Source organism: Halobellus sp. GM3 (genome assembly GCF_052545375.1).
The window spans coordinates 359,035-383,430 of sequence record NZ_JBQWLT010000001.1; the positions used below are offsets into that span (position 1 = coordinate 359,035).

Genomic DNA, 24,396 nt, shown 5'->3' on the forward strand with positions numbered 1-24,396 from the left:
CTATATATAGTTCAGGCAACAATAGTGTGACCAAGTAATGGCGACCCAACCACCCGCGGCCGAGCCCGACGAAGAGTCCGACGTCGAACGGCGGAACGCGGACGTCTGCAACGTCGTCGGAGCCGTCGAAGAGATGGGAGCGAAGTGGAAGCTCATCGTCCTCAACGACCTGCGTGACGGCGAAAAGCGCTTCAACGAACTCAAGCGCTCGACGGGCGCGAGCTCCTACACGCTCTCGCGCGTGCTCGACGACTTGGAGAAGGAGGAGCTTATCGAGAACCGAAAGGAGTTCGAATCGCCGGTCGCGAGTTATTATGCGTTGACCGAGAAGGGCGCTGCCCTCTGTCCCGTGTTCGAGTCACTCGACGCGTGGGGTGAGGACTGGCTGTGACCGACGACGACCCGTTCGACGATCTCGACGTGCCCGAGGATCCGCTCGCTGACCTCGATCGCGCGACAGAACAGCTGACCGTTCGGACCGAAGAACGCCGATACGGCAAGAAGATGGTCGTCATCGGGGGGTTCGAGGGAGACACGGACCTCAAATCGCTCGCCTCGGAGCTCAAATCTGCGCTCGGGACCGGCGGCACCGTCAAAGCCGAGCACATCGAACTGCAGGGCGACCACGAAGAGCGCGTCCGTGAGCTCCTGACGGCGAACGGGTACTCTGTCGAGGGGTGACGCCCGTGCGGAACACGCGCACCTCTGACTCGTTCCAACGACAACGGCCTCGTTACCCGAGCGGTTTCTGCGAGCACGTCGCCAGAGACACGACGTCGACCCCACCGGTAATTCGCGCACGATTTTGCCGCGATGGACACTGCTCCTACCGTGGCACGTCTTCGCGCACCCGATCGCACGCGGTCGCGCGATCTGATGCGTAATCAGGTGCGAACGCGACGACAACTAAACACGACCAGTCTGGACACAGGCGTCAGGGTTTAGACTCCGCTCCTCGGACTCACCTCTGTCGTGAGCCATTGGGACCCAGCGTTGCGCGCGGTACAGGAGGCGGCGGACGGGATATACGGCCCGAGATCGTTCATCGGGTATCTCCAGGAGACCGGTCGGGATCCGAGCCAGTATCGGACGGCGGCGGAGATTTCGATCGACACTCGGCCGGAGCTTTCGAGCCGGCTGGACGACCACGACACGATGGTCCTGCGGCTGGGCCGAGCCACCGACGGCCCCGGGACCCAGTTCGCGCTCGTCCGCGTCCCGGACCGACTGGACGACTTCTTTATCGACGAGCGGGAGTTTCGGGCCGTCAACCGGCAGACCCTCGATTACACGGACGGCGGCGACGAGACGCTCGCGCTCCGAGAGGGCGTGCGTGATATGCTCGAGGTGTACCGCTCGCTGCCGACGTTCTCGGCGGCGGGATTCGTGAACTTCGCCCTCTCGACGGGGCTGTTCTCGCGCGCGCTCGGTCTCGATCCCGACCGGATCGGGACGGCGCCGACGACCGTTTCCTCGAGTTTCGCGTTCGAGTTCGAACCGCATCCCGACCGGCCGACGATCCTCCGTCACAACGACGGGCAGATCGAGATCGACGCGCTCGTGATGACCCGTCGGAACGGCGAGCGCGTGCTCTTGGTCATCGAGGCGAAGTGCGGGGGGCGACGGAAACTGGCCAAACACACGGTGGCCTATCCGGCGCTCGCAGCGGAGACGTCGCTGTCGATCGACGTCGACCGAGTCGTCCCCGTTTACCTCCGCGCGCGCCCTGCGGACGGCGGGATTCGATACAGCATCTACGAGTGCTCGGGACTCCCGATGCGGGCGGAGCGCCCGTGTCTCGCCGGGCTCCACGTCGTCAACGATACCCACTACGAAGTGCGAATCTGATCGCTCGGTCCCCTTCTGCCCGCATCGAGTCTCTCAGCGGTTATTCCGAAGACGGCGCGGCGATCCGAAACCCTTTTTTATATACTGGGCGTCGGTCGAACTGCGCGCCGCCTTAGCTCAGACTGGGAGAGCACTCGACTGAAGATCGAGCTGTCCCCCGTTCAAATCGGGGAGGCGGCACTTCTGTGATTCTGAACGGCGAGCGAAGCGAGCCGCGTCAGAATCCAGCGTGCGACCCGACCCGATTTGAGCTTGGAAGTCGCACGCCCGCGCAGCCGAGCGAAGCGAGGCGAGCAGGACCGTCTTCCAGTGTTCAAATCGGGGAGGCGGCATCGCTTTTCGGCGCGGTCATCGTTCGGCGGTTTCGACTGAACCTACTCCTCATCGAGTCGCTCGAGCAGGGCAGACGCGAGCACGCCGATGCCAACGTACGTACCGACCTCGCCGGGAACGTGCACCTCGGGGTCACCGTAGGGCGGGAGGAGTTCGACCTCGAACTGGTTGTACGTTGGCCGTACGAACGGTCTTGCATCGTCGAGCCGCTGGTAAGCCGAAGCAACTGGGTCAATCATAGAGTGGTCGACGAGCGATTACAGAGGTACTGAAATAAATCACTACCTAGCTGTTCAAAACAGTCTGTTTAACTAGCACGTCTGACCGGCGACACTGCAGTCGAAAATAAGATCGGATTACGGAACCGGTCTGACCGGCGGTTTCAGTTCGAACTATATAACAAAACACGACACCGGGGAACAGGGAACTGATGTCACAACAGAACAGCAGAGAGAAAGCGATGGAAGTCGGGAGGCGAACAGGCCGGGATCCGATCGTCTTGGCGGCGGCCGGTTCGGTCCTTCTGGCGTGGTACCAGTACTACGTCCGCGGGAACAAAGAGCACGGGCTGTTCATCGGTCTGTGGCCGCCGACAATGCTGGCGTTCTCGAACGCCGTCCACATCGAGGAGATCAGAGAGGAGGTCGGCGAACGGATGGAGACCCTGCTCGACCGAGAGCCGTAACAGCGATAGCCGAACCATCGGCACCGCCGTCGATTCAGGCGTGGCGTCCTTTCGAGGCCCGGCGGCAGCGCGGGGACATCCGCGAGGTATTCGACCCGGCCCCGAGACTGGCGATCCCGGCGAGACGACGGCGGCGCGATTCCGGTGGCATCGAGCTGTCTCCCGTCCCGGCGAGCGAAGCGAGCGGAGGCTCGAAAGACGCGCAAAGAGCGCCTTCCGGTGTTCGAATCGGGGGGCGGCATCCCGATTCTACATAGTTGCTATGCGAAGCGCTTCCGCTCTGCTCTGTTCTGCGGAGCGAAGCTGTCCTGCACGCCACGTCGTCGAAGCGGAAAGCCTGCCCTCGTGAGAGGAAGATTCCCCGCGCACGGTGGGCGGGGCAACATTCAATTAACTGTTGACTAAACGGGCACTATGGCTGAACAGCCCGTAGACACCGAGCCGACAGGCCGGAACGTTGCCGGTGAGGTACCCGCAGCCGAACCGGATGCGGTCACAGACGAGACGACCGTCCACGACGACGACGTCGAACTGGAGCGGACGATCGGATTGGTCGGCGGGTTGGCGATCGGAATCGGAACGATGATCGGAGCGGGCATTTTCGTGTTCCCCGGGTTAGCCGCGAACAACGCGGGGCTCGCTGCCACCGTCTCGTTCGCCGTCGGCGGGCTGATCGCGTTGCTCGTGGCGCTTCCGACCTCCGAACTCGCCACCGCGATGCCCCGGAGCGGTGGCGGCTACTACTTCATCTCGCGGGGGATGGGAACCGCCTACGGTGCGATCGTGGGGCTCGGGCTGTGGTTGGGGCTGATGTTCGCCTCCGCGTTCTACCTCGTCGGTCTCGGTCACTACGCGAGCGCCGTGTTCGCCGAGCTCGGCGTCGGGCTTTCGTTCAGCCCCGTTATCGGAATCGGATTACTGTTCGGAGCCGCGTTGACCGCGCTGAGTATCGGGGGGACAGAGAACACGGCTGCGATCCAGAATATCGTCGTCGGCGTCCTCCTCGTGGTCCTCACTGGATTCCTCTCCTACGGCGTCCTCGACGCCGTCGGGGTTTTCGGTCGAACGAGCGTCCCGGAGCAATTCTTCTCGAGAGGATATTTCCCGGTGTTGACGACGGCCGCGCTCGTGTTCACCTCGTATCTGGGGTTCGCTCAAGTCGCGACCGTCGCGGGCGAGATCAAACAACCGGGGCGGAATCTGCCGCTGGCGATGGTCGGATCGGTCCTCGTCGTCACCGTGTTCTACGTCGTGACGATTTTCGTCGCCACCAGCGCGTTTGGCGCTGATCGGCTCGGTCAGTTCGGGGAGACGGCGATGGTCGAGGTGGCCCGCGACTTCCTCGGGCTACCCGGTGCGGTCGCTATTCTGGGTGCCGGTCTGCTGGCGACGTTCTCGAGTGCGAACGCGTCGATACTGAGCGCCTCGCGAGCGGTGTACGCGCTGAGTCGGGACGCCTTGCTCCCCCGGAAAGCGAGCGAGGTCAACCTCCGGTACGGGACGCCGCACGTCGCGCTGTTGGCCGCCGGCGGCCCGATCCTCGCGCTCGTGGCGACCGGACAGGTCGAACTGCTCGCGGAGGTCGCATCGTTCCTCCACCTGATTATGTACGGGCTGATGTGCGTCGCACTGATCGTGTTGCGACGCCGGGATCCGGAGTGGTATTCGCCCAGCTACCGCGCCCCGGGGTATCCGATCCTGCCTGGCATCGGTGCGCTCGCCAGCTTCGCCCTGATCGCGTTCATGCAACCGGCGTCAATCGGGATCGGGATCGTGGTCATGATCGTGTCGTACCTCTGGTATCGTTATTACGCTGGAGACGTCACTCTCAAGGGAGACATCTAACATGACGGATCGTCCATCGATACTCGTCCCGCTTCGCGTGCTCGAAGGGGAGTCGGTCCCGGAAGGAGTTCCCGCCCTCCTCGCAGACGCCCACGTCGTTATGCTGGGCTATCACGTCATCCCCGAACAGACCGCACCGGGTCAAGCGCGGATGCAGTTCGAGGAGCGAGCGACGGCCCGCCTCGATGACTACGAGGCGATCTTCGAGGAGGCGGGCGCAACCGTCGAACGGCGGCTCGTCTTCACGCACAACGGCCAGAAGACGATCGACCGCACGATCCACGAGCACGACTGTCTGGCCGTGCTCGTCCCGAACGCCACCGGGGCGGTAGACGACGTTCTCGTCGCCGTTCGCGGGACTGTGGGGATCGACCGTCTCGCCCGCGTCGTCGCCGGCGTGTTCGGTGCGATGGACACCTCGGTAACGCTGTACCACGTCGCCGAGGCGGACGAAACGGACGAGGACATCGGGACGCTGCTCGATGGGATGGCCGATCGGCTCGGAGAGCTCGGCGTCGACGAGTCGAGGATCGAGACGCGAACCGAGCGAGAGCAGGGTCCCCTCGATGCGATCGTCGACGCGGCCGAGTCGTTCGATGCCGTTGTGATGGGTGAAACGGATCCGTCGCTCGCGACGTTCGTGTTCGGGATGCCGTCCGACCAGGTCGCAGAACAGTTTCTCGGCCCCGTTCTCGTCGTCCAACGGGAACCCGCCCCGGACGAGGGAGACGAGTGAGCTATCGTAGCGTTTGCAACTGAGTGCGCGTTCGAGCGCACGACCGCGTGCGATCGGACGCGTGAAGACGTGCAAACGCTACTATACCACCGTTTTAACGGCGGGATTCAGCGTGGACTCCCGCTCTGGTCGACTCCTCGGCGGGGGAACCGCCTCAGTTCACGTTCAGCGTCCCGCTGTTCGAGCGCACGCCCGGGGGTGCGCCCCCGTCGCCGCCGGTTCGGATGCGACGGGGATACCGCACACCGACGTTCTTCGCGCCGGCGGGCTACGTCCGGCGGGCAGCCAGCAATCGGTGCTTCCCGGCGACGGCGTCGTAGTCCGCGCTGTTCTCGTCCCCGCGCTCGCAGCCCTCGCTACCACGGTTGTCGGGCGGTCAGACGACCGCGGAGTGCCTCGCGCGCCCAATGCGGGGCGGCGCACGCCGCTGCTCGGACGACGCTCGAATCGTTTCCGTCGCTGTCACATATCGTCTCGGTATCATACCCGCCCGAACAGTTCACGCCATCTTCCGGTAGCGCACAATCAAACCTCCGAACAACCGAGCAGACCGCCACCAGTCCCAGCGAACCGGTGAGAACAGTTGTGCGGGTGCGTTCGCTCTCTGTTGCGGTATGTCAGAGAATCCGACGACCATCGCACGCCGCTCGCTCCTGACGGCGGCGGCCGTGGCCGGTGGGAGCCTTCTTTCGGTCACCCCCGGAACGGCACAGCAACGCGGACAACTCCTCGAAATCGTGAGCACGGAGGAGGCGGAACTCTACTACGAGTTCGTCGTTCGGGGCGAGGTAGAGGGCGTCCGCGTGAGCGAGAAGATCGCCGCGCCGAGCCGCAACGACGCGATGATGACCGGAGAGGACCCCGAGATGACGATCGTTCGGGGCTACACCGGGAATCCGGGCTACGGGGACGCGTATCGGATCGCCGGCGAGTTGCTCTTCTTCGAGCACACCGGCGGGACGAGCGACTACCGGCTCCGCCTCGACGGCGAGGAGATCTCACCCGCCGACCTCCCGCAGTCGATGGATCCGACGACACCTGAGCCGCTTGTGTACATCGGCCGCCACATCGACGGCGTGTTCGGAATCAAGGCGTTGGAACAGGGGGAACTCTACTACGAACTGATCGTCGACGGCGACGTCGAGGGCGCCGCGATCAGCGATCGCATCGCGGCGGAGTTCGACGACAACGACGCCGTCTCGACCGACGATCAGACCGGTGCCCACGTCGTCCGCGGCTTCACCGGCAACCCCGGCTACGGGGACGCGTTCGCCATCGACGGCGAAGTGGTCGCGTTCAGGAGAGACGGCGGGACCGCCGAGTTCGTGTTCCTCCTCGACGGTGAGGAGCTCTCCGTGGCGGCGCTCGCCGACTCCGGCGTGGGGTTCCCGACCGGCCCGCCGTCTCAGGATCCGGTCTCGGCGTACCAGCGGGCGATCGGCGAGCTCGAACGCCTCGGACGGGAGATCGAATCGATGGAGGCGCGGCGCTGGTACAACCACGTCCACGGCAGGATGTACCAGGCCCGGACGGCGATCGACGCCCTCGTCGAGGAGGGGTATTCGTTCCGCACGGCCACCACAGACGACGGGCTCCGGGTCGAGATCCACAGCCCCGCGACGCGTTCGGTGGGCGGCCTTCGCCGTCGCCGGGGGCGTCGATCGACGAGTGCCCCGCGGGCCCACCGCGTCGATGCCGTCGCGCCGCTCGTGGCCGCCGCGTTGCTCCCACCGATCGTCCTGGTGAAATACGCCGTCGTTCCGGCGCTCGCGACGCTCGGTGCGGTCCAGACCGCGCCGTACGCCGCGAGTGCGATCTCGTATCTCGGCGGGCAGATTCCGACGGCGGCGCAAGCGCTGTCCCGCCTGTTCGCCTCCCGGCCGTCGATCGCTCTGTTGAACTCCTCGACGGTCGCCGACCCGCACATCCGCCGCGAGCTCCTGTGTCTGCTCGGCGGCAACGTGGCGTCTCTCTTACTGGAGAACTCGGACCTAGAGGCCACCGCACGGGTGATCGCCGACCGCTCCGGCGGCTGTTCGGTGACGCCGTTCGACATCGCGTCGTACGCGAGAGAGAAGTTCCGTCAGGCGTCGCCGGATCCGACGTACCCCGCGCCCGAGGTCATCACCTCGGTCGTCTGCGGCGCGATACAGAACGAGTGGCACGCCGATGGCCAGCGGCACCCGCACCCCCACGGGTACCGTGACGAACGATATCGGTTTTCGCGGACGGGCGACGACCGCGTCTACCAGTGGGTTCGGATGCGGGACGTCCCGCCCGTCGACTACTCGTTCACGTGGCGGAGTCCGAGCGGCGGCCAGACGACGACCACGGGGACGATACCGTCGCCTACCGACGGCGACGTGTGGCCGACCCGGGCGCTCTGGTCGTATATCGACCTCGGCCTGCGCCTCGAAACCGGCGAGTGGGACGTCGGGCTGACTGTCGCGGGCGATCCGGTCGCTTCGGAATCGTTCACGATACGCGCGTAGTTCGGCCTGCGCGCGTCGTCAGCTGCGGGACCCGACGATACGCGAAGCGCCCTCGACGCGGAGCGTCCGGGTTCGAAAGCCCGCCTCGTCGAGTCGCGATCGGATCTCGTTCGCGTTGTCGTGTGGTTCGACGACGACCAGCCGGCACGCCGACCGGTCGAAGGTGTCGCGCATCCCCGCGATCACGTCGGGTGCGGCCCCCTCGACGTCGATCTTGACGACGTCCGGCGGCGGCTGCTCGCCCGCCGCGACGACGCTGTCGCCGGTCGTCGTCTCGACGGTGAGCGTCCGCACCGCGTCGTCGGTCGGGGCGTAGGTCCCGTCGATCGATCCCTCTCTCGTCCCCGCCGCGTCGGTTCGCATCACGAAGAACGTCTCCTCGCCGTCGGAGTCCGCGAGCGCCCTGGGCTCGATCGCGTATCGGACGCCGTTGCGCTGGAGGTTGTGACGCAGCCGCTCGACGTTCGGCGGGTAGGGCTCGAACGCGACGACCGCCCCCGTCTCGATGACGTCGCCCGCCAGACTGGAGAACGTTCCCACGTTCGCGCCGACGTCCCAGAAGACGTCGCCGGGCGCCAGCTCCTCGACGATCGTTCGTGCGACCGGACGCTCTTTCCCGCGGATGCTGACGACGTTGTCCAGCTCCGCCGCGCTCTCGACTTCGATCGACGCCGTCGCCGGACCGATGTCGATCGGGACGGCCCCCCCGTACCGTAGCCGGTACAGCGCCACATAGAGCCTTCTCGCGTGGGCGTCGAGACCGGCTCGCTGCACCGCGTTTCGAAGGTTCCGCCGGTCGAGCCGCGATCGGAGCCACTCGCGGGGGGCCTGTCCTCTCATATCGGTGCCACGGCTATCGGTGCGAAAGTTATAGAGCCGCTACCGATCCGGGGCGGCTACACCGCCGACCGAGACGCGCTGTCCGCGAGGGTATCAGCGCCCTTCTCGGGGTAGTCCACACCTACTGCTCTCTTGGGCTGGCGCCGGTTCTCCGAGCCGGTGCGTACGCCGACGGGCGAGCCACCGTTCGACAGAGTGACAACACGTCGCGAGTAATCGGGAGGTAATGCCGTCAGCCGACGTTCTCGAATCGGCCCTCGACGCGCTTTCGGGGGGAGTCGTGATCGCCGACGCTGACGGGCGGATCAGCTACGCCGACCGCGCGTTCTGCGAGTCGATGGGCCTCGAGGACCGGCAGCTCCTCGATTCGGACCTCTTCGAGGCGCTCGTACCGGCGGGGGAGCGGGAGTCGGCGCGACGCGCCTTCCGCGCGCCGTTCGAGGGGGACGAAACGGAGAGAGTCCGAACGCCGGTCGTCACCGCCGGAGGTGAGCACCGCGCTGTCGACTGGATACGACGGCTCAATGACGGTGACGACTCGTTCGCGATCGGCCGTCTGCGGTCGCTCCCCGGCGGGGAGTGCGAAGGGAGCGAGGGCGGCGCGACCCGCGGCGTGGAGGGGCCGACAGAGCCCTACCGGACGCTCGTCGAGCACTTCCCCAATGGCATCGTCACGCTCTTCGACGAACAGTTCCGGTATCGGATCGTCGGCGGACAGATATTCGACGAGCTCTCCATCGAACCGGCCGACCTCGAGGGGTCCCGTCTGGAGGAGGTGTTCCCCGAGGAGAACGTCGCGGAGCTCCGGCCGCTGTATGCGGCGGCGTTCGAGGGGGAGACGAACACGACGTCGCTCTCGCTCGAGGGACGCACGTTCGAGATACAGGTCCTACCCGTTCGCGACGACGCCGGCGACGTCGTGGCCGGGATGACCGTCTCACACGATGTCACGGAACGTCGCGCCCGCGAGCGGCAACTGCGCGACGCCCGCGAGCGGTATCACACGCTCGTCGAGAACGCGCCGGTCCCGATCATCGTGGCCGACGACGCCGGCGAGATCCGGGAGTTGAACGCCGAGACGGAGTCGCTTCTCGGGCGGACGCGCGAGCGGCTGGTCGGCGAGCGGATCACCGCCCTCCACCCGGCCGGGGACGCCGAACAGTACGAGGAGATCTTCGCCGAGCACGTCGAGACGGGAGGGGCAAAGCGGTACCGGGCCGACGGCGAGCAGATCTGTGTCGTCGACGGGGACGGCGCGCGGACTCCCGTCGAGATCAACGTGACGACCGTCGACCTGGCCGATGAACGGCTGGTGTACGGGGTCTTTCGGGACATCACCGAGCAGGTGAGATACGAGAGCGCGCTGGAGAGCCTCCACGAGAACGCGAGCGAACTGGTCCGCGCCGAGACCGAGCCAGAGATCGCACAGCGAATCGTCGAGACGGCGGTCGAGACCCTCGGTCACGAGCTCATTACCGTGTACCGGTTCGACGCGGAGACGGGGGGGCTGTTCCCGATGGCGTACGCCGACGCTGTCTCGGCCGTGATCGGCGACCCGCCGCGTCTCACCCTCGACGGGAGCATCGCGGGCGAGGTGTACCTCGGGGGCGAGTCGAAGCGGCTGCGCGACGTGCGAACGCACGAGCGGGTGTACGACCCGGAGACGCCGGTTCGCAGCGAGATCATCGTCCCGATCGAGGGGTTCGGCGTGATCCGCTGTGGAGACACCGGCGTCGACACCCTCGACGCCACCGACCAGCGGTTGCTGGAACTGCTCTCGAAAAACGCCGAGGCGGTCTTCGAGCGGACCCAGCGCGAGCAGGAGCTCAAGCGGAAGCGCCGGGCGCTGAAAGAACAGACCCGCACGCTGCAGCGGGTCGAGCAGCTGAACGCCGAAATCCGGGAACTCGTCCGGCTCGCCGTCACCGCCGATTCGCGGGCCGAACTCGAGGCGGGCGCGTGCGAACTCTTCAGCGACACCGGCTCGTTCGCGTTCGCGTGGATCGGCGAACTGACGGCCGAACGCGACGCAGTCGTTCCGCGGACGTGGGCCGGCGACGATCAGGGGTATCTGGACGCCGTGACGCTCTCTATCGAGGACGGCGTCGTCGAGCCGGCGGTTCAGGCGGCCAGATCGGATTCGACGGCCGTGGTCCAGAACACGGCGCGGGAGATCCGGGAGCGGCCGTGGCAGCGCGACGCCCTCCGGCGGGGGTTCCGTTCGGCGTGCGCTGTGCCGCTCCGATACCAAGACGTCATCTACGGCGTGCTCTCGGTGTTCGCGACCGACCGGGACGCCTTCTCGGAACGCGTCGTGGCCGTCCTCGAGGAGTGCGGCGAACTGCTCGGCTGTGTGATGAACATGTTGGAGTGGCGGAACGCGCTCTTGTCCCCGCAGGGAACCGACCTCGAGTTCCGGCTCCGATCGAAGTCGTGTCCACTCCTCCGGGTCGCCCAAGAGCACGCGTGTACGCTCTCGTTCGAGGGGCTACACGAGCGGGAGAGCGGAGACACCACCGTCTTCGTCCGGCTACTCGACGGCCCGGCCGCGCAGGTCGTCGAGACCGCCGAGCGGGCGACCGGTATCGCGTCGATCCGGACCCTCACGGAGTCGAACGGCGGCGTGCTGTTCCAGATCACGTTCTCGGAGCCGTTCGTCGCGACCGAACTGGTGAACTACGGCCTTCAACTCCGTCGAATCCTCGGCGAGACCGACGGTCGGGCGCGAATCCGGGTGACGGCGCCGGCGACGATGCCGACCCACCGCGCCGTCGAGATCGTCTCGACGCTGTACCCGGACTCGACGCTCGTCTCGACCGACGAGCGGGACGACCCCGGTTCGGTCTCGGATCACTCCCCGGCGTACCTCCTCGGTCGGCTGACCGACCGCCAGCGGGAGGTGCTCGAACTCGCGTTCCACGCCGGCTACTTCGAGTCGCCCAAGGGACTCTCCGGCGCGGAGATCGCCGAGAAACTGGGGATTTCGTCCTCGGCGTTCCACAACCACCTCCGGGCGGCACAGCGAACCGTGCTCGGGTCGATCATCGAACGCGACGCGAGCCCCACCCGGCGATAGCTTGGAAATATCAACGTCCCACATCGTGTGAGATGGAAATATGGCCGATCATTTTATTAGACCACAGACACCGCTACCCCACATCCACTATGATTCGGAAGGGCTCGACGACGCTCGCTCAGATCCCGTGGTCGATCTGTCCGCCCCCCGCTGTCCGTGACGCGACCGGGGGGGCATCGGATGGATAACGCGCGGTTGTCGACGGGGATCGACGGCCTCGATTCGGTTCTCCGCGGCGGCCTCGTTCCGAATCGCGGATATCTCGTTCGCGGCGATCCCGGGACGGGGAAGACGGTTCTCGGCTCGCAGTTCCTGCTCGAGGGCGTCGATCGCGGCGAGAATGCGCTGTTCGTCAACCTCGAAGAGTCCGAGACGGACGTCAAGCAGAACTCGGCGTCGCTCGGGTTGGATCTCGACGAGGTTCGGTTCCTCGACCTGAGTCCGAGCGCGGACGTGTTCGTCGAGAACCAGTCGTACACGGTGTTCGAGGCGAGCGACGTCGAACAGGGGACGTTCGTCGACCGGTTCGTCGACGCCGTCGACTCTCTCTCCCCGGACCGGGTCTTCGTCGACCCGATCACTCAGCTGCGGTATCTGACCCGCGACGACCACGACTTCCGAAAGCAGGCGATCGGGCTCATCGAATTCCTCACGACCTCGGGCGCGACCGTCCTGTTCACATCGCAGCACACCGCCGACTCCTCCGATGAGGACCTCCGGTTCCTGAGCGACGGGACGATCGAACTCGAATCGTCCGCGACGGGTCACACCGTCTCGGTGCCGAAGTTCCGGGGTTCGGGGACGCTCGAGGGGACCCACGCGGTGAAGATCGGCGAGGGGGGGGCTCTCGGTCTACCCCGCGCTCGACCCCGGGACGCACGCCCGGCCGTACGTCTCGGAGCCGATCTCCTCCGGCGTCCCCGAACTCGACGCGCTGCTACACGGCGGGATCGAACGGGGGACGACGACCGTGATCAGCGGGCCGACCGGCGTCGGCAAGACCACGATCGGGGCCCACTTCATGAAGGAGGCGGCCGAGCGCGGCGAGCGGTCGGTGATCTACCTCTTCGAGGAGGACGGCGCGACGTTCCGAGAGCGCTCGAACGCGATCGGCGTTCCGGTCGAGGAGATGGAAGCGCGCGGCACGCTCAACATCGAGGAGATGGAACCGCTGACGGTCTCGCCGCAGCAGTTCGCCGCCCGGGTGCGCGAGGAGGTCGAATCGAACGACACCGAGGTCGTGATGATCGACGGCATCCGCGGCTATCGCGTCGCGGTCCGGGGCGAGGAGACCGACCTCACGCGCGAGCTCCACTCGCTCGGGCGCTATCTCAAAAACATGGGTGTGACGGTGATCCTCGTCGACGAGACGTCCGGGGTCACCGGCGAGTTCTCGGCGACGGACTCGGGGCTGAGTTACCTCGCCGACAACATCCTCTTCCTCCGGCACGTGGAGCACCGCGGCCGACTCCGGAAGGTCGGCGGCGTCCTCAAAAAGCGGACGAGCAGTTTCGACCGGTCCCTTCGCGAGGTCAAGATCACAGAGCGGGGACTCGAAATCGGCGCACTGCCGGCGGGGTTACGGGGCGTACTCACGGGGACGCCGGAATGGGGGCACTCCGGGGAGGATGACTGACGCCGGCGGCAGCCCCGACGCGTCCGGGACGGACTCGTCGCCGGCGAGCGACGCGACTGGCGAAGTCGCCGTCCTCGTGTCGCACACCGAAAACCGCCGTCACCTCGAGCGGTGGCTCCGCGAGGAGTCGTCGTACACGCCCGTCGTCGTGCGGGACCCCGAGACGACTCTCGCGGGCGACCTCTGTCTCGTCGATCGTGAGTCCTTGGCTCGGCACACCGAGCGAATCGAGGCGTGGAAAGCGCGCGAACGGCCGCGCTCGTATCCCGTGTTGCTCGTGACTGCGGAGGCCGACCGCGTCCTCGAGGAGCGCCACTGTGAGATCGTCGACGAGACCATCTCGATGCCGATCACGCTGCCCGAGCTCAGGCGGCGCATCGGAAATCTGGTGGAGCGTCGACGGCTCTCCACAGAGCTCGCGACGCAGCTCGAACAGACGGAAACGCGCTATGAGACCATCTTCTCCGCGGTCAACGACGCGATACTGATCATCGACCCCGCGGCGGACCGGATCGTCGAGTGCAATCCGCGCGCCACCGAACTCCTCGGATACGCCCCCGAGGAACTGGAGTCGCTGTCGCCGGAGTCGGGGCTCCACGGGGACAACTGGGGGGCGTACCGGACGTTCGTCAACCGCGTTCTCTCGGACGGGCGCGCGTGGACCGATTCGCTCCGCTGTACCCGCAAAGACGGGACCGTCATCGAGACCGAGATCTCCGCGAGCGTCCTCGACGGCGACGCCGACGAGCCGAACGTCGTGTTCAGCATCCGCGACGTCACCGCCCGGCGCGACCACGAGCGCGAGATCGAGCGGAACCGCGACCGACTCGCGGAGCTGACTCGGATCACGCGGACGCTTCAGGAGACCACCGCCGCTGTCGTCCAGGCGTCGGACCGCGATGAGCTCGAAGCGCGCGTCTGCGAGCGGCTCGCCGACTCGGAGTCGTACCAGTTCGCGTGGATCGGCGAGCGGAGCGACGAGAGCGACGAGGTGATCCCCCGGGCGATGGGCGGCGACGCCGACGAGTACCTCCGCCAAGTCGAGATCACCGTCGACGACGCGCCGACCGGGCAGGGGCCGACCGCGCGAGCGTTACGGACTCATCGGGTGGCGGTCGCACAGAACGTCGCGGAGGACCCCTCGATGGTACCGTGGCGAGCGCCCCTGCGGGCGTTCGACGTGCGTGCGACGGCCGCCGTCCCGATTACGCACGACGGGCGGTTGTTCGGCGTCTTGAACCTCTACACCGACCGCGAGTCGGCTTTCGAGGCTGACGAGCGAGACATCCTCGCCGACCTCGGTCGGTCGATCGGCCGAGCGATCACGGGGATTCGAGCCCGCGAGGAGGCGGAGCTCTTCGAGCAGGCCATCGAGCACACCGGCCACGCGATCTACCTCACGGACACCGACGGGACGATTCAGTACGTGAACCGGGCCTTCGAGCGGTCGACCGGCTACAGCGCCGAGGAGGCGATCGGGCGCACGCCCCGTATCCTCCGCTCGGGTGAGCACGATATGTCGTTCTATCGGGACCTCTGGCAGACGATCCTCTCGGGGGACGTCTGGGAGAGCGAGGTGATCAACAAGCGCAAGGACGGTCGGCGACAGTACATCGATCAGACGATCGCCCCGATCTTCGGCGAGGAGGGCGAGATCGATCGGTTCGTCGCCGTCAACACCGAGATCACCGAGAAGCGGCGGCACCGACAGCAACTGCAGGTACTGTACCGGGTGCTTCGACACAACCTCAGAAACGAGCTGAACGTCATCAGCGGCTACACGGACCTGCTTTCGACGACTGGCGACCGATCGGGGGCCGCCCACTCCGCCGCGTCTGATCGGTCGGCGGACGCGGTCGAACGGATCAGTCGATCAGTCGATAACCTCCTCCAGATCAGCGTCCAAGCCCAGCGGATCGAGAACACCTTCATCGAGAGCGAGCAGATCACCGAGATGCAGTCGATCGAGACCGTGGTCCGCCGGGCGAAGCGAGAGGTCCTCGACGATCGCTCGGGCGTCTCGGTGTCGGCGTCGATTCCCTCCTCGGAGTGCCGTGTCAACTTCGAGCTCGGGACGGCGGTGAAAGAGCTGCTCACGAACGCCGTCGAACACAACGACTCCGCGCGGCCGTCAGTGGCGGTCGCTCTCGATGTCGACCGACGCGGGTCGACGTCGGAAGCGACGATCACGGTCGAAGACGACGGACCGGGGATCCCCGAGAACGAGCGAACGGTCCTCGAGGAAGGCGAGGAGTCGCCGCTGCTCCACGGGAGCGGACTAGGACTGTGGCTCGCGAACTGGATCGTCACCGAGCTCGGGGGGACCGTGCGACTCGACGAGAACGACCCGCGCGGGACGGTCGTCACGATCGCGGTCCCGGTCACGGAGTGATACTGATTACTCTCACTGTTTACCGCCGAGCGCTCTCAGCGGAGTGGCGCTCGGCGGTAAGAGACGAGAGTAATCAGTATGAGGGGGTCGTCGGTCTCTCGACCGCGAGCCGAGGTGTCACTCGCGGCCGTCGCAGACGGACAGATTAAGGGCCCCGCCGCCCGCGTCTGGTAGTGGTGACCGAAATCTATGGGCGACCTGCCCGATCAGTTCAACTGCACGATCACTAACTGGGAATACATCTACGGGCTCTGCCGCGACGTCAGCGACCAAGTGAAAGCCGCCGCGTTCGAACCGGACGTGGTCGTCGCGCTCGCGCGCGGCGGCTGGTTCGCGGGGCGCTGTACCTGCGACTTCCTCGGTCTGGACGACCTGACGAGCCTGAAGATGGAACACTACGTCGGGACCGCCCAGAAGTCCGGCGCGCCGGAGGTCCGCTACCCGATGCCGGAGGGGAGCGTCGAGGGGAAGGACGTCCTCATCATCGACGACATCGCCGACACCGGCGGCTCGATCAAGCGCGCCTACGAGTACGTGACCGACCGCGACGCCGGCGAGGTGCGAACGGCGACGCTGCAACTGCTGCAGACCAGCGAGTTCGAGCCGGACTTCGTCGGCGAGCGGCTGGAGGAGTGGACGTGGATCGTCTACCCGTGGAACTTCCTCGAGGACATGATCGACCTCGTCTCCGGCGTGATGGAGAAAGCCGACGAGGAGACCTTCGAGGCGGAGGACATCAGACACTACCTCTCGGAGCTTCACTCCGTCGACCGGATCGAAATGGAGATCGCCCAGCCCGACCGGATGGACGAGGTGATGGCCGAGATGGAGCGCCGCGGGTTCGTCGAGGCCGCGGGCGACGACGCCTGGCGGCTCATCGACAACGAAGGCATCGGCGCCTAACGGGCGCGTCTGGCTTTCGACCCCGTCTCTCTCGGCTCCGTCTGCCGTCGACCGCGGGCGCTCTCGACTCTCGATCGCACCTGGCCCCACCCGATCCCGTCACTGGCGACTCGCCCGTTTCTGACCGCTCTCGATCCCACTCGCTCCCGTCGCTTCCGGCTTTGCCCGCCCCCGACCGTACCGACCCCACCCGCTATCGAAGCGTTTGAGTACCGACTTCGAGTGTCTCCGGTGTGGTCTCTCTGGTCTCCGTCTTCGCGACCGCCATCCTCCCGATCGTCGCTATCGGCGGCGTCGGGTATCTACTCGGGCGGTTCCGCGACATCGAGACGGGCGCACTCAACACGGTCGTCGTCTACGTGCTCGCGCCGGCGCTGGTGTTTCACAGCCTCGCGACGACCACGCTGGCGCAGTCGACGCTCGCGCGCATCACCGTCGCGATCCTCGTCTTCCACGTCCTCACGGTCGTCGTCGCCGAGGCCGCCGGGCGGCTGTTCGGCGTCAGCGAGGCGGCGCTCGCGGCGATCGTGCTCGTCGTCGCGTTCCCCAACACCGGCAACTACGGCGTCCCCGTCTCGAACTTCGCCTTCGGCGCGACGGGGCGGGCGACGGCCGTCGTGTACCTCTCGGTGCAGGCCGTTCTCATCTGGACTGTCGGCGTGTACATCGCCTCCCGGGGCAGCGCCGAGAGCCGCCTCGAGGGCGTTCGACGCGTGTTCAGCGTCCCGCTCGTGTACGCCGTCGTCGTCGCGCTCGTCGTCCGCGCGCTCGGCGTCGTTCCGCCGACCGACTCGACGGCGATGACGACGCTCCAGCTCGTCGGCGACTCGGCGATTCCGGTGATGCTCATCCTGCTCGGGATCCAACTCGCCCGGACGAACATCGGGTCGACCCTCTCGGCGGTCGCGGGCGTCGTCGGGCTGAAGATGGTCGTCGTCCCGTTCATCGGAATCGGCGTCGCGCTCGCCGCCGGGTTCTCCGATCCCGCGGTCGCGCGGACGTTCGTCCTCGAGGGCGCGATGCCCTCGGCGGTGACGCCGCTCATCCTCGTCGGCGAGTTCGCAGAGGGCGAGGTCGCGGGCGTCCCCGTCACGGAGTTCGTCTCGACAGCCATCTTCGCGACGACGGTCGTCTCCGTGGTCACGCTGACGGTGCTGATCGCCGTCCTCCAGAGCGGCGTCATCGTTTGACCGCCCCCGCAACCCCCAGGCTTTAGCGCCGCCGTGAGAACCCCTCCCTATGGCCATCGGATTCATCGGCGGCAGCGGGATCTACGACGCGCTGCCCCTGCGGGACACGCGCGAGGTCGACGTCGAAACGCCGTTCGGGAAGCCCTCCGCGCCGCTGACGGTCGGCGAGTTCGGCGACACCGGTCGCGAGGTCGTGTTCGTGCCGCGGCACGGTCCCGACCACGGGCGCTCGCCGACGACGCTCCCGTACCGCGCGAACGTCTTCGCGCTCAAGCGGCTGGGCGTCACCCACGTCCTCGCGTCGAACGCCGTCGGGAGCCTCCGAGAGGGGCTCGCGCCGCAGACGCTCGTGATCCCCGACCAGATCTACGACCGGACGAAGCACCGCGAGCTGACGTTCTTCGAGGAGGACGTCGTCGTCCACCAGCCCTTCGCGGACCCCTACTGCGCGGAGCTCAATGAGATCCTCGTCGACGCCGCCGCGTCCGCGACCGACGCCGACGTCGTCGACGGCGGCACCTACGTCTGTATCGAGGGGCCGCAGTACTCCACGCGCGCCGAGAGCGAGTTCTACCGCGCGCAGGGGTGGGACGTCGTCGGGATGACGACGATCCCCGAAGCCAAGCTCGCCCGGGAGGCCGAGATGGCCTACGCCACCGTCACCGGCGTCACCGACTACGACGTCTGGAAGGAAGACAGCGAGGTGACGCTCGAGGAGGTGCTCGAAAACGCCGCGAAGAACGAGACCGCGATCAAAGAGACCGTCGAGGCGGCGATTCGCGCGCTCCCGGAGGGCCACGAATGCGACTGCCACTCCGCGCTCGCGGGCACGATCAACACTCCGGAGGAGGCGATCCCCGGGGAGACGAAGGCGGCGCTGGAGCCGCTGATCGGCGAGTACGTCGGGTCGTAGGGGTTCTTTCGGCGGCGAAATGACAGTATAGCTAAGTGGCTCTGTCTCATCACGTGCTGATGAAAACGAGTCTCGAAGATGTCACGACGCCACGGCGGACAACACGGCGCGTTCGGATTCGTCTCGGTAGCCCTCGCTGTCAAGCTACTGTTGAAGAAGGGGCTGTTCTTCGCCCACGACATCGTCACGCATCAGTTTCTGAAGGCGCCGCTCGAGCTGATCTTGGTCGAGCTCCCCTTCTCGCTTTTCGACACGGTCGGCTCCCTCGTCGTGGCGCTGACCGGGGTCACCGTCCCGAACGCCGCTGCCGGACTCGTGGTGTGCTATCCGATTCTGGTCGCGACTGTCATCGCGATCGTCGAGCACCCGTCTCCCCGGATCGTCGCGAGTTACTGGCTGGGAGCGACGGTGATCACCGCCGCCTCGGTCGTCGCGAGCCTCGGGTTGCTCCCCGACCCCGCCGGGATCGGATCGGGGTTGGCGTATCACCTGATTCACCACACGGTCGCGGAACTCCTCCGGGACGGGACGATCCTCCTCGGCGAGGCCATCGCCGTCGTCGGGACCCTCGTCGGGGTCGAAATCGAGGAGACCGCGGGCCTCATCATCGCGGTGACCGCCGTCGCGTTCCTCTATGGGGTCCTCTGGGAGCGACACGTCGGCCACGAGTGAGGCGGAGGGCGGGGCTTCTCGGGCGTCGGAGACTGCCACCGGTGAGCGGTAGCTCCCGAGAGCCCCGTTTCATAACGAGTACTCTCACTGTGTACCGCCGAGCGCCACTCCGCTGACGGCGCTCTGCGGTAAGAGACGAGGGTAATCAGTATCAGTCGTCGTCCGTCGTGGGAGCGACCATGTCCTCGGTTACCTGATCGGACTGATCGGACTGATCGGACTGATCGGACTGACCGGACTGTTCGGACTGATCGGTTTCGCCTCCGGAATCGGACCCCGACGCTATCGACCCGTCCGCGGCATCGTCTTCGCCTCCCGCGTCCGGTGCCCGGATCCAGAGGTCTCCGAAGAGGTCGTCCTGCTGGAGTCGGATCTCGCTGCGGTGGGCGAGAAACAGGAGCGAGAGGTACGTCGTCACCGGCGTCTCGGCGGCGTCTTCGACCTCCGCGAACAGCACCTCTTCGCGGCCGTTGTCGTAGTGGACGCCGACGGCCTCGCGGACGGCGGCGATCGACGTCTCGATGTCCTCGGTGTGTGCGGTCCCGGTGACGTCCGCGGCGGTCGGCTCGTCCGCCTCGCGGAACTCGTCGGCCGAGCGGTAATCGAGCGTCTGCGTCCCGCGGCGGTGCCCCCGCGGCGACTCGGAGGTGTCGTACTCCCGGCGGCGCTTCCACCACGACTCGCGCTCGGCCTCGCGGAGTTCGCGCACGAGTTCGTCGAGCGTCTCGGGCGACCCGCGGGCCTGCTTGCGGTCGAGGCGGCGGTCCATCTCCGCCTCGAGCGCGTCGACCGGATCGAACCCCGGAGTCCCCCCGTCGCCGTCGGCGCCGCCCTCGGCGATCGGCCCGCCGCCTTCGAGCGCCGCCTCCCACGGCTCCATCTCGTCTTCGGGCTCCTCGTCGGGTTCTAACAGCGCGTCGCTCTTCATCCGCAGCAGGACGGCGGCGTAGAACAACGCGCGCCCCGACGTCCGAAGGTCCGTCTCGTCGAGCGCGTCGAGGAAGGCGTCGGTCGCCTCGACGAGATCGACGTCCCACGGGTCGATCTCGCCCTCCTCGGCCAACTGCACGAGGAGTTCGACCGGCTCTACCTCGCCCTCGTCTGTCTCCTCGACGCTCGCGGTGGCGCCCGTCGACCGACCGGTCGCGAGGCTGTCCGCGAGGCCGTCGGCGGCGCGGTCGTCGCTCGGCGGCGGCGATCCCGCGGAGTCAGTCATCCGCGGGCACCTCCGATTCGTCGCTGTCCCCGTCGCCGAGTTGGATCCCGGTGACCGCGCTGACGTTGTCGCCCTGCATCGTCACGCCGATGGCGCGCTCGGACCGTTCGAGCAGGGCAGAGCGGTGCGAGACGACGACGAACTGCGCGTCTGCCGAGAGGTCGTCGACCATCTCCCCGACGCGCTCGGCGTTGGCGGCGTCGAGGAAGGCGTCGATCTCATCGAGCGCGTAGAACGGCGCGGGGTTGTGCCGCTGGATCGCGAAGATGAACGCCAGCGCCGTCAGCGACTTCTCGCCGCCGGACATCGCGTTCAGCCGTTGGATGGGTTTGTCGCCGGGCTGGGCCTTCATCGTCAGCCCGTCCTCGAACGGGTCCTCGGGGTTCTCGAGGTGGAGTTCGCCGGTCCCGTCGGAGAGGCGCTCGAAGATGTCGGTGAAGTTCTCGTTGATCGCGTCGAAGGCGCCCATAAAGGTCTCCTTCTTCTGCGCCTCGAAGCGGTCGATACGCTCTTCGATCGCGTCGCGCTCGTCGACGAGGACGTCTCGGCGCTCCTGCATATCCTCGAGCGCCGCCTGCACCTCGTCGTACTCGTCGATCGCGAGCATGTTCACCGGCTCGAGCGACTCCATCTCCGCGGTCAGGCGGTCGATCTCGTCCTGAACGTCGTCGTGGTCGGGGATCTCCTCGGGGTCGTACTCGCCGACCTCGGCCTCGAGTTCGTCGATCTCCCACGACAGCCGCTCTACGCTGTCGCGAAGCGACTCGAGCTTCGACTCGATTTTGTCCACCGCTTCGCGCTTCTCGTCGCGCTCGCGCTTTGCGTCCCGGAGCGTCGCCTGCAGGTCCGAGCGGTCCGCCTTCAGCTCTTTCAACTCGACCTCGAGCGCCTCGACCGCCTCGCGCTTCGCCTCGAGGGTCTCCTCGCAGTCGTCGATCGCGGCCTCCCTCTCGCGGACCTCCTCGCGGGCGTCGGCCTTCCGCTCTTGGGCGGATTCGATCGTCGCCTCGAGGTCGTCGATCGCGTCCTCGGCGTACTGTCGCTCCAGTTGCAGTTCGTTGAGCCGGCCGTCGAGGTCGTCCATCCGGTCTTCCTTCTCGGCGATGGACTCGCGGATCTCCTCGGCCTCGGCGGTGAGTTCGGGGATCGCAGAGTCGGCGAGCTCGCCTTCCAACTGCTCGATCTCGGCTTCGACGCCCTCGATCTCGGTGTCGAGTTCGTCGATCGCGTCGTCGATCGCCCGCATCTCCCCGTCGACCTCGGCGCGCTTCTCGCGGAGCGTCTCGATCTCGCTTTCGGCCGATTCGATCTCGCTTTCGGCCGATTCGATCTCGCTTTCGGCCGATTCGATCTCCGACTCGACCGAGCGGACCCGCTCGCGGGCGTCCGCGGCCCGACCCCGCGCGTCCTCGATATCCCCGTCGAGCTCGCGGATCTCTGCCTGGAGGCTGCGACGGCGGTCTTCGAGGTCTGCGATCTCCTCGGCGAGGCGCTCGAGCCGTCCGCCGCCGGACTTCGAGAAGGAGTAGCGCGAGCCGCCGCCGGAACCGCCGGTCATCGCCCCGGAGCGCTCGATCAGGTCGCCGTCGAGCGTCACCATCCGGTAGTCGCCCATCAGGTCGCGGGCGGTCGCCATGTCCTCGACCACGAGCGTCGATCCGAGCACGTACGAGAAGACCGACTCGTACTCGGCGTCGTAGTCGACGAGGTTCCGCGCGAAGCCGACGACGCCCGGCCGGTCCGGGAGCCGCGGGAGCCCGCGGTCGTCCATCTTGGTGATCGGCAGGAACGTCGCACGGCCGGCGTTGCGGGACTTCAGGAAGTCGATACACGAGGAGCCGACGCCGTCGTCGTCGACGACGACGTGCGCGAGCCGGCCCCCGGCGGCGGTCTCGCAGGCGGTCGCGTACTCGCCCTCGACCGCGCCGAGTTGCCCGACGGTGCCGTGGACGCCCGACAGCTCGGCGTTGAGGACGGTCGTGACCGCCCGCGGCCAGGAGTTGTCGCCGTCGTCGCCCGCGCGGGCCTCGAGCGTCGCGTACTCCGACTGCTTCGATTGGATCTCCTCGACGACCTCGTCGAGTTCCGACTTCAGGTCGCTCTTCTCCGATCGGAGGTCCTCGACGACGCTCTCGATCTTCGATTCGTTCTTCTCGGCCTTGTCGAGCTCCGAGTGGAGGTCCGACGCCTCGGCCTTCAGATCCGGGATCGTCTCGCGGAGTCCCTCGATCTCTGCTTCGGCCTCGGCGATCTCCGAGGCCCGCCGTCGGGTCTCATCGAGCAGGCGGTCCTTCTCGCGCTGGCGGTCGTTCCTCTCGGTCTTCAGCTCCTCGAGCCGGTCTTTCCGCTCCGCGAGCGCGGACTTCAGCTCGTCGTACTCGGTGTCGACGTCGTCGATCTTCGCCTGCACCTCCGCGAGGTCGGTCTCCAGCGACCCGATGTCGGACTTCACGGAGGCCTTCTCGACTTTCACCGAGCGGATCTCCCCGTCGAGTTCGTCGATCGACTCCTGTTTCCTGTCGAGTTGGACGAACGCGTTCCGTCGGTCGCTCTCGGCGTCGTCGATGCGCTCTTCGGCGGTCTCGATCGCGTTCTCCAACCGGCTGATCTCGCCTTTGACCTCCTCGATCTCGGATTTGATCCGGAGCTGCTCGTCCTCGCCCTTCCGCTCGATCTCACGGGTCAGCTCCTCGAGCTCGTCTTCGAGCCGGGAGACGCGTCCCTGCCGTCGATCGAGTTCCTCGCGGTGCTCCTCGAGCTTCGATTCCGTCTTCTTGGCGCGGCCTTCGGTCCGTTCGAGGTCCGCCCGCTTGTCCTCGAGTTCGGCCGCCTTCTGGTAGCCCTCGTACGTTTCGCGCTCCTCGCGGAGCGACTGGTACTCGAGTGCGGTCTCGCGCTCGTCCTCGAGCTGGCCGAGTCTGTCGGCCTTCTCCTCGATCCGGAGGTCAGCCTCCTCGATCCGTCCCTCGACGGCGTCGAGCTCCTCGAAGGCGTCGGCCTTCTTCGCGTCGAACTCGGCGACGCCGGCGATCTCGTCGATGATCCCCCGCCGCTGGTAGGCGGTCATGTTGATGATCTCGGTCACGTCGCCCTGCATCACGACGTTGTAGCCCTCGGGAGTGATGCCCGCCTGCGCGAGGAGGTCCTGAATGTCCGAGAGGTTGCAGGCGCGACCGTTGAGGTAGTAATACGAGTAGTAGTTGTCTTCGGTCTCTTTCACGCGTCGCTTGACGCGTATCTCGGAGACGTCGCCGACGTCGTCGCTGCCGGCGGCGGCGGTGACCTGCGAGCGGTCGAGCGCGCCGTCGGCGTTGTCGAGGACGACCGTCACGGTCGCCTCCCTCGGGCTCTGTGCCGTCGTCCCGCCCTCGTCGTCCTCGCTGCCGTCGGCGTGGCCGGGGTTGTAGATGAGATCCGTCAGCTTCTCCGCGCGGATCCCCCGCGTCCGCGCCAGTCCCAACGCGAACAGCACGCCGTCGATGATGTTCGACTTGCCGGAGCCGTTCGGCCCCGTGACCACCGTGAAGTCCTCGTAGAACGGAATGCGCGTCGTCCGCCCGAAGCTTTTGAATCCGTCAAGGACGAGCTCTTTGATGTGCATGGATTGCTCGTGGCGGGC

The 24,396-nt window shown here is 66.8% G+C and carries 18 protein-coding genes, 1 tRNA gene and 1 pseudogene; 16 read left to right on the plus strand and 4 right to left on the minus strand.

Translation table 11 applies throughout. From position 1 onward, the window contains the following. Nucleotides 1-37 precede the first annotated feature (37 nt). The 4 genes from ACT3HL_RS01825 to ACT3HL_RS01840 all read left to right on the plus strand — a co-directional run bounded on the left by ACT3HL_RS01825 (nucleotide 38) and on the right by ACT3HL_RS01840 (nucleotide 2,028). Complete coding sequence (locus ACT3HL_RS01825; RefSeq protein WP_445085094.1) at nucleotides 38-391, plus strand: winged helix-turn-helix transcriptional regulator; 354 nt, start codon at nucleotides 38-40, stop codon at nucleotides 389-391. Continuing rightward, nucleotides 388-681, plus strand: coding sequence for a translation initiation factor (locus tag ACT3HL_RS01830; RefSeq protein ID WP_445085095.1), 294 nt, complete (start codon nucleotides 388-390; stop codon nucleotides 679-681). The genes ACT3HL_RS01825 and ACT3HL_RS01830 overlap by 4 nt, the downstream gene beginning before the upstream one ends. A 291-nt stretch (nucleotides 682-972) precedes the next feature. Then, nucleotides 973-1,848: a DUF6997 domain-containing protein gene (locus tag ACT3HL_RS01835; RefSeq protein ID WP_445085096.1), complete on the plus strand. Its 876-nt coding sequence runs from the start codon at nucleotides 973-975 to the stop codon at nucleotides 1,846-1,848. A gap of 106 nt (nucleotides 1,849-1,954) precedes the next feature. Continuing rightward, nucleotides 1,955-2,028: transfer RNA gene (locus ACT3HL_RS01840), tRNA-Phe, on the plus strand. 194 nt (nucleotides 2,029-2,222) lie between these two features. Here ACT3HL_RS01840 and ACT3HL_RS01845 read toward each other — a convergent pair. After that, entirely contained in the window at nucleotides 2,223-2,420 is a 198-nt protein-coding gene (locus ACT3HL_RS01845; protein ID WP_445085097.1) for a hypothetical protein, read from the minus strand. A 191-nt stretch (nucleotides 2,421-2,611) separates the two neighbouring features. On the opposite strand from ACT3HL_RS01845, the gene ACT3HL_RS01850 reads away from it, so the two are divergent. The 4 genes from ACT3HL_RS01850 to ACT3HL_RS01865 all read left to right on the plus strand — a co-directional run bounded on the left by ACT3HL_RS01850 (nucleotide 2,612) and on the right by ACT3HL_RS01865 (nucleotide 7,939). After that, nucleotides 2,612-2,866 (plus strand): hypothetical protein, encoded by a 255-nt coding sequence (locus tag ACT3HL_RS01850; RefSeq protein WP_445085098.1) that lies wholly within the window; start codon nucleotides 2,612-2,614, stop codon nucleotides 2,864-2,866. Between the two features lie 414 nt (nucleotides 2,867-3,280). Further along, complete coding sequence (locus tag ACT3HL_RS01855) at nucleotides 3,281-4,711, plus strand: amino acid permease (protein ID WP_445085099.1); 1,431 nt, start codon at nucleotides 3,281-3,283, stop codon at nucleotides 4,709-4,711. A gap of 1 nt (nucleotide 4,712) precedes the next feature. Next, complete coding sequence (locus tag ACT3HL_RS01860) at nucleotides 4,713-5,447, plus strand: universal stress protein (protein ID WP_445085100.1); 735 nt, start codon at nucleotides 4,713-4,715, stop codon at nucleotides 5,445-5,447. Nucleotides 5,448-6,061: 614 nt separating this feature from the next. Further along, a complete protein-coding gene (locus ACT3HL_RS01865) occupies nucleotides 6,062-7,939 on the plus strand; it encodes a hypothetical protein (RefSeq protein ID WP_445085101.1) in 1,878 nt (625 codons plus the stop codon). An 18-nt stretch (nucleotides 7,940-7,957) separates the two neighbouring features. Here the strand turns inward: ACT3HL_RS01865 and ACT3HL_RS01870 are convergent, their stop codons facing one another. Then, nucleotides 7,958-8,779, minus strand: a complete 822-nt coding sequence (locus ACT3HL_RS01870; protein ID WP_445085102.1) for an FkbM family methyltransferase — start codon at nucleotides 8,777-8,779, stop codon at nucleotides 7,958-7,960. Between the two features lie 226 nt (nucleotides 8,780-9,005). Here ACT3HL_RS01870 and ACT3HL_RS01875 point away from each other — a divergent pair, with 226 nt between their 5' ends. The 8 genes and pseudogenes from ACT3HL_RS01875 to ACT3HL_RS01910 all read left to right on the plus strand — a co-directional run bounded on the left by ACT3HL_RS01875 (nucleotide 9,006) and on the right by ACT3HL_RS01910 (nucleotide 19,561). After that, nucleotides 9,006-11,855, plus strand: a complete 2,850-nt coding sequence (locus tag ACT3HL_RS01875; protein WP_445085103.1) for a PAS domain-containing protein — start codon at nucleotides 9,006-9,008, stop codon at nucleotides 11,853-11,855. Between the two features lie 180 nt (nucleotides 11,856-12,035). After that, a pseudogene (locus ACT3HL_RS01880) lies at nucleotides 12,036-12,638 on the plus strand (ATPase domain-containing protein); the annotation flags it as partial. A 166-nt stretch (nucleotides 12,639-12,804) separates the two neighbouring features. Further along, nucleotides 12,805-13,491, plus strand: coding sequence for an ATPase domain-containing protein (locus ACT3HL_RS01885; protein ID WP_445085278.1), 687 nt, complete (start codon nucleotides 12,805-12,807; stop codon nucleotides 13,489-13,491). Beyond that, the gene (locus tag ACT3HL_RS01890; protein WP_445085104.1) at nucleotides 13,484-15,883 is read left to right on the plus strand and encodes a PAS domain S-box protein; all 2,400 of its coding nucleotides are present in this window, start codon (nucleotides 13,484-13,486) and stop codon (nucleotides 15,881-15,883) included. The genes ACT3HL_RS01885 and ACT3HL_RS01890 overlap by 8 nt, the downstream gene beginning before the upstream one ends. A 189-nt stretch (nucleotides 15,884-16,072) precedes the next feature. After that, nucleotides 16,073-16,786, plus strand: coding sequence for a phosphoribosyltransferase family protein (locus tag ACT3HL_RS01895; RefSeq protein WP_445085105.1), 714 nt, complete (start codon nucleotides 16,073-16,075; stop codon nucleotides 16,784-16,786). Between the two features lie 233 nt (nucleotides 16,787-17,019). Next, on the plus strand, nucleotides 17,020-17,976 hold the full coding sequence (locus ACT3HL_RS01900) for an AEC family transporter (protein WP_445085106.1): 957 nt from the start codon (nucleotides 17,020-17,022) through the stop codon (nucleotides 17,974-17,976). Between the two features lie 49 nt (nucleotides 17,977-18,025). Further along, nucleotides 18,026-18,889: an S-methyl-5'-thioadenosine phosphorylase gene (mtnP, locus tag ACT3HL_RS01905; protein WP_445085107.1), complete on the plus strand. Its 864-nt coding sequence runs from the start codon at nucleotides 18,026-18,028 to the stop codon at nucleotides 18,887-18,889. Between the two features lie 78 nt (nucleotides 18,890-18,967). Next, nucleotides 18,968-19,561, plus strand: a complete 594-nt coding sequence (locus ACT3HL_RS01910) for a hypothetical protein (protein ID WP_445085108.1) — start codon at nucleotides 18,968-18,970, stop codon at nucleotides 19,559-19,561. A 151-nt stretch (nucleotides 19,562-19,712) separates the two neighbouring features. Here ACT3HL_RS01910 and ACT3HL_RS01915 read toward each other — a convergent pair whose 3' ends face one another. Both ACT3HL_RS01915 and smc read right to left on the minus strand, forming a co-directional pair. After that, nucleotides 19,713-20,777 (minus strand): segregation/condensation protein A, encoded by a 1,065-nt coding sequence (locus tag ACT3HL_RS01915; RefSeq protein ID WP_445085109.1) that lies wholly within the window; start codon nucleotides 20,775-20,777, stop codon nucleotides 19,713-19,715. After that, nucleotides 20,770-24,378, minus strand: a complete 3,609-nt coding sequence (gene smc / locus ACT3HL_RS01920) for a chromosome segregation protein SMC (protein ID WP_445085110.1) — start codon at nucleotides 24,376-24,378, stop codon at nucleotides 20,770-20,772. The genes ACT3HL_RS01915 and smc overlap by 8 nt, the downstream gene beginning before the upstream one ends. Nucleotides 24,379-24,396 lie beyond the last annotated feature (18 nt).

Excerpts from the sequence above, each read along its gene's own strand:
- mtnP (WP_445085107.1), top strand. The coding sequence starts at position 18,026 with ATGGCCATCGGATTCATCGGCGGCAGCGGGATCTACGACGCGCTGCCC.
- ACT3HL_RS01825 (WP_445085094.1), top strand. The coding sequence starts at position 38 with ATGGCGACCCAACCACCCGCGGCCGAGCCCGACGAAGAGTCCGACGTC.
- ACT3HL_RS01870 (WP_445085102.1), bottom strand. The coding sequence starts at position 8,779 with ATGAGAGGACAGGCCCCCCGCGAGTGGCTCCGATCGCGGCTCGACCGG.
- ACT3HL_RS01860 (WP_445085100.1), top strand. The coding sequence starts at position 4,713 with ATGACGGATCGTCCATCGATACTCGTCCCGCTTCGCGTGCTCGAAGGG.
- smc (WP_445085110.1), bottom strand. The coding sequence starts at position 24,378 with ATGCACATCAAAGAGCTCGTCCTTGACGGATTCAAAAGCTTCGGGCGG.
- ACT3HL_RS01855 (WP_445085099.1), top strand. The coding sequence starts at position 3,281 with ATGGCTGAACAGCCCGTAGACACCGAGCCGACAGGCCGGAACGTTGCC.
- ACT3HL_RS01875 (WP_445085103.1), top strand. The coding sequence starts at position 9,006 with ATGCCGTCAGCCGACGTTCTCGAATCGGCCCTCGACGCGCTTTCGGGG.
- ACT3HL_RS01915 (WP_445085109.1), bottom strand. The coding sequence starts at position 20,777 with ATGACTGACTCCGCGGGATCGCCGCCGCCGAGCGACGACCGCGCCGCC.
- ACT3HL_RS01850 (WP_445085098.1), top strand. The coding sequence starts at position 2,612 with ATGTCACAACAGAACAGCAGAGAGAAAGCGATGGAAGTCGGGAGGCGA.
- ACT3HL_RS01865 (WP_445085101.1), top strand. The coding sequence starts at position 6,062 with ATGTCAGAGAATCCGACGACCATCGCACGCCGCTCGCTCCTGACGGCG.
- ACT3HL_RS01895 (WP_445085105.1), top strand. The coding sequence starts at position 16,073 with ATGGGCGACCTGCCCGATCAGTTCAACTGCACGATCACTAACTGGGAA.
- ACT3HL_RS01910 (WP_445085108.1), top strand. The coding sequence starts at position 18,968 with ATGTCACGACGCCACGGCGGACAACACGGCGCGTTCGGATTCGTCTCG.
- ACT3HL_RS01845 (WP_445085097.1), bottom strand. The coding sequence starts at position 2,420 with ATGATTGACCCAGTTGCTTCGGCTTACCAGCGGCTCGACGATGCAAGA.
- ACT3HL_RS01890 (WP_445085104.1), top strand. The coding sequence starts at position 13,484 with ATGACTGACGCCGGCGGCAGCCCCGACGCGTCCGGGACGGACTCGTCG.